This is a genomic window from Micromonospora sp. 4G55 (assembly GCF_016803375.1).
This window is the reverse complement of the sequence record NZ_JAEVHN010000634.1, coordinates 1-3,506: the sequence shown is the minus strand read 5'-3', so window position 1 is coordinate 3,506 and position 3,506 is coordinate 1. Positions and strand designations below refer to the sequence as shown.

The following is a 3,506-nucleotide window of genomic DNA, read 5'->3' as shown; positions in this document are numbered from 1 at the left end:
CTCGGCGCGACGCCGACCGGCTCCACCGTCCGCTCCTCGTCGGCCTCGACGGCGACGTCGGTCCGGTCGTCGTCCGCGTCGAGCGCGTCGGTGCGATCGGCCGCCACGTCGGTCCCGGCGGCGGCCACGTCGACCGAAGCGATGGTGTCCGACGCAGCGGTGTCGTCGTCGGCGGTCAGCGGGGTGTGGCTGGCGGCCAGGGACGCGGCGGCGGACGGGGCGTCGAGCTCGTGCGGGTGGCGCGTCGATCACGGCGGCGGGCGCCGGCGCGACGTCGACGGTGGCCGCCGGCTGGGGGGTGTCGACGGTGGCGGTCACCGTGGCGGCGGCCTTCTCCTCCTCGGAGAGCCCGACGACCGGGTCACCCTCCACCATGGGCTCCGGCCGCTCGGCGGTCGCCGCGGCCTGCCGGCCGCGGGCCACCCAGCCCCCGGCTCCGCCCAGCACCAGGGCCAGGATCACGATCAGCCACTGCCCGAAAGTCGACGGCACGGCAAACCTCCCTCTTGCATACGTTGGTGAAAGTCACGAAGAAAACTCGCCGGCAGCTTCGCACACGCGTATGGCGGACGACAGGGAGGATGGGTCATCGCGACGCAGGTGGGATGCACGGTGTCGGCGGGTGGCGGCGTTATGACCGACGGTACGGGAAAGCGGGTGGGCCCGGCCGGGCCGCGACGAGGTGCCGTCGTCCGACCCGGCCGGTGGCTCGGTCCTCTTCGGCGTCCGCGCGCTCACCCGGCCGGGCGCGGCGCTGGGACGTCGGCGGCGTCCCAGCGGTAGAAGCAGCCGGCGATGGCGTCCCGGGGGGAATGCCAGGTCGGCAGGTACGGGGAGGTGTGCGCGGAGAGTCGCTCGTTGACCTGGAGGTACAGCGGGTGGTTGCGGGCGCCGGCCAGCGCGTCCGGGTCCACGTCCTCGGTCTCCATCAGGTGGACGCACAGGTCGTGCAGGCAGTACAGGGACCGGTGTCGGACGCCGGTCAGGGCGGGCAGTTCGGTGGCGTCGGATTCGGCGAAGATCTGCGCCACCCGGCCCTCCGAGCCCGGGAGGATCCTGCTGACGATCAGTAGACGGCTCATGGGACCCCTCTCGCCGGTGGCGCTCCGTCGAGGTCGGAGCCCACGGACTGCTGTGCGGCCCACCCTGCCGGGGCGGCTGTCACCTGGCCGTCACGCGTGCCGCGCCGATGGTGACGGCGCTCAGCCGCCCTGGGGCGCGACCCGGGCGGCCGGCGGTCGACCGGGCGGGTCGGGTCGCTCCCGGGTGGCGTCGCGGATCGGCGCGAGGGTTTCGTCGAGCAGCGCGGTCATCGCCGCGGAGGGTTCCAGCCGCAGCTCCCGCAGCAGCAGGTCGCGGTAGACGTAGAAGGCGTGCACCGCCTCGAAGGCGTTGCCCTCGGCGAGGTGGATGCGCACCACCAGCCGGTGCGGCGTCTCCCGCAGCGGCTCGGCGGCCATCGCCTCCAGTGCGGCCTGCAGCGCCTCTCCGTGCCGGCCGGCCGCCAGGTGGTGGCCGGCCAGGTCCTCCAGCATGTGCAGGCGCAGCTGGCGCAGCCGCTCGCGGTCGGCGAGGACCCAGTCGTCGTACCAGCCGGGGAGCAGGTCGTGCCGGCCGGCGGCGAGCGCGGCGGACGGGTCCTCGCCGTGGCGGACCCGGGCGGCCGTGCCGACCAGCGCGTCGACGTCGACCCGGACGACCGGGTCCAGTCGTACCGTGTCGCCGGCGGTGGTGAAGGGGCAGCACGGGTCCTGGCGCAGTCGCCAGAGGGCGGTGCGCAGGGAGGACAACGCCCGGTCCTCCGGCGCGTCCGGCCAGAGCAGGCCCGCGAGGTGGCTGCGGGTGGCGCCCGGGCGCAGCGCGATCAGCGCGATGACCCGTTGCAGCCCGCGGGGGACCACGATCGGGGTGTCGCCGTGCAGCAGTCGGAAGCCGCCGAGCAGGTGCAGCGAGATGTCCGTGCCGGGTGGGCGCCCGGTCGTCGGCATGGACGAATCAGCGGCCACGGCGGCACCCCCTGCGGAACGCGCGTCCCGACTCCTCGTGTGTCCCGGTGCGGCACCCGTGACCGCACTGTCGGGTCGCTGCGCCGTGGCGGTGTCGCCACGGCCACCGGGCTGACCGTGACGAAGATTATCAATTGTGGTCACTCTCGGTCAATGTCGAGGTTCCGGCAGGCGTTCGCCGCGCTCGACTGTGAAACCCCTTCTGAACTGTGCGCACGCCGTGGCCACCGCCCTTGCGCCGCACAGCGGTTACACAGGTTGCGTCAACGCACCGTCACGATGCGGCAGCTCCCGTCGGGGCCGGTCGGTGACGCCGGCGTGACGCCGCCGCGCGCATCGTGTCGGCAGTCGTCCGGCTCGCGGCGCGGGTCCACACCGCGCCGGCGGCCGTGGGGGGAGGCCCATCCATGGACCGTTCGCTGATCGTCGCGAAGGTGGTACCCAGCGCCGAGGCGCAGGTCGCCGAGATCTTCGCCGAGTCCGACGCGACGGAGCTGCCGCGCCTGGTCGGTGTCCGGCACCGTTCGCTCTACCGGCTGCACGACCTCTACGTGCACCTGTTGGAGACGGAGTCACCGACGCCGGGCGCGGTCGAGGCGGCCCGGGGGCACCCGGAGTTCGAGCGGGTCAGCGCGCGGCTGCGCCCGTACATCTCGCCGTACCTGCCGACCTGGCGGGAGCCCCGCGACGCGATGGCCCACTGCTTCTACCGCTTCGACGCGGACGCCCCCGTCGGGCGGCGGCCGTGACCGCCACCGCCCCCCGCGAGGGGGAGCTGTGGTCCCGCTGCGCCGGCTGCGCCTCGCTGCTGTACCGCAAGCGGCTGCGCCGCAACCTCGACGTCTGTCCGGAGTGCGGGGAGCACGCTCGGCTCGCCGCCCCCGAGCGGCTGCGCCAGTTGGTGGACCCGGACTCGTTCACCCCGCTGCCCGACCGGGCGGCCGAGGTGGACCCGATCGACTTCGTCGACGTGCTGTCGTACCCGCACCGGCTCAGCGCGGCCCGGGCCGGCACCGGGCTGGCCGAGGCGGTGGTCTGCGGCACCGCGACCATCGGCCGGCACCCGTGCGCGCTGGCCGTGATGGACTTCCGGTTCCTCGGCGGCAGCCTCGGCGCCGCCGTCGGTGAGCTGATCACGCTGACGGCGGAGCGGGCGTTGGAGGACGCCGTCCCACTGGTCCTGGTGACCGCCTCAGGCGGGGCGCGGATGCAGGAGGGCGCGCTGTCGCTGATGCAGATGGCCACGGTCAGCCAGGCGATCGCCGCGCTGCGCGAGGCCGGGCTGCTCACCGTCAGCGTCCTCACCGATCCCACGTACGGGGGTGTGGCGGCGTCGTTCGCCACCAACACCGACGTGGTGCTCGCCGAGAGCGGCGCCCGGATGGGCTTCGCCGGTCCCCGGGTCATCCGCCAGGTCACCGGCCGGGAGCTGCCGGAGGGCTTCCAGACCGCGGCCTTCCTGCTGCGGCACGGCAGGTGGACATGGTGGTGCCCCGGCAC

The 3,506-nt window shown here is 74.4% G+C and carries 3 protein-coding genes and 1 pseudogene; 2 read left to right on the top strand and 2 right to left on the bottom strand.

Annotated features, from left to right (window positions below; translation table 11 throughout):
• Positions 1-734 precede the first annotated feature (734 nt).
• Together JNW89_RS31395 and JNW89_RS31390 are read right to left on the bottom strand one after the other, a co-directional pair.
• On the bottom strand, positions 735-1,082 hold the full coding sequence (locus tag JNW89_RS31395) for a TcmI family type II polyketide cyclase (protein WP_154936420.1): 348 nt from the start codon (positions 1,080-1,082) through the stop codon (positions 735-737).
• Positions 1,083-1,202: 120 nt separating this feature from the next.
• Positions 1,203-2,006: a BTAD domain-containing putative transcriptional regulator gene (locus JNW89_RS31390; protein ID WP_375155170.1), complete on the bottom strand. Its 804-nt coding sequence runs from the start codon at positions 2,004-2,006 to the stop codon at positions 1,203-1,205.
• A 407-nt stretch (positions 2,007-2,413) separates the two neighbouring features.
• On the opposite strand from JNW89_RS31390, the gene JNW89_RS31385 reads away from it, so the two are divergent.
• Together JNW89_RS31385 and JNW89_RS31380 are read left to right on the top strand one after the other, a co-directional pair.
• On the top strand, positions 2,414-2,755 hold the full coding sequence (locus JNW89_RS31385) for a TcmI family type II polyketide cyclase (protein ID WP_238451824.1): 342 nt from the start codon (positions 2,414-2,416) through the stop codon (positions 2,753-2,755).
• A pseudogene (locus JNW89_RS31380) lies at positions 2,752-3,506 on the top strand (acetyl-CoA carboxylase carboxyltransferase subunit beta); the annotation flags it as partial. The gene JNW89_RS31385 and the pseudogene JNW89_RS31380, both read left to right, overlap by 4 nt.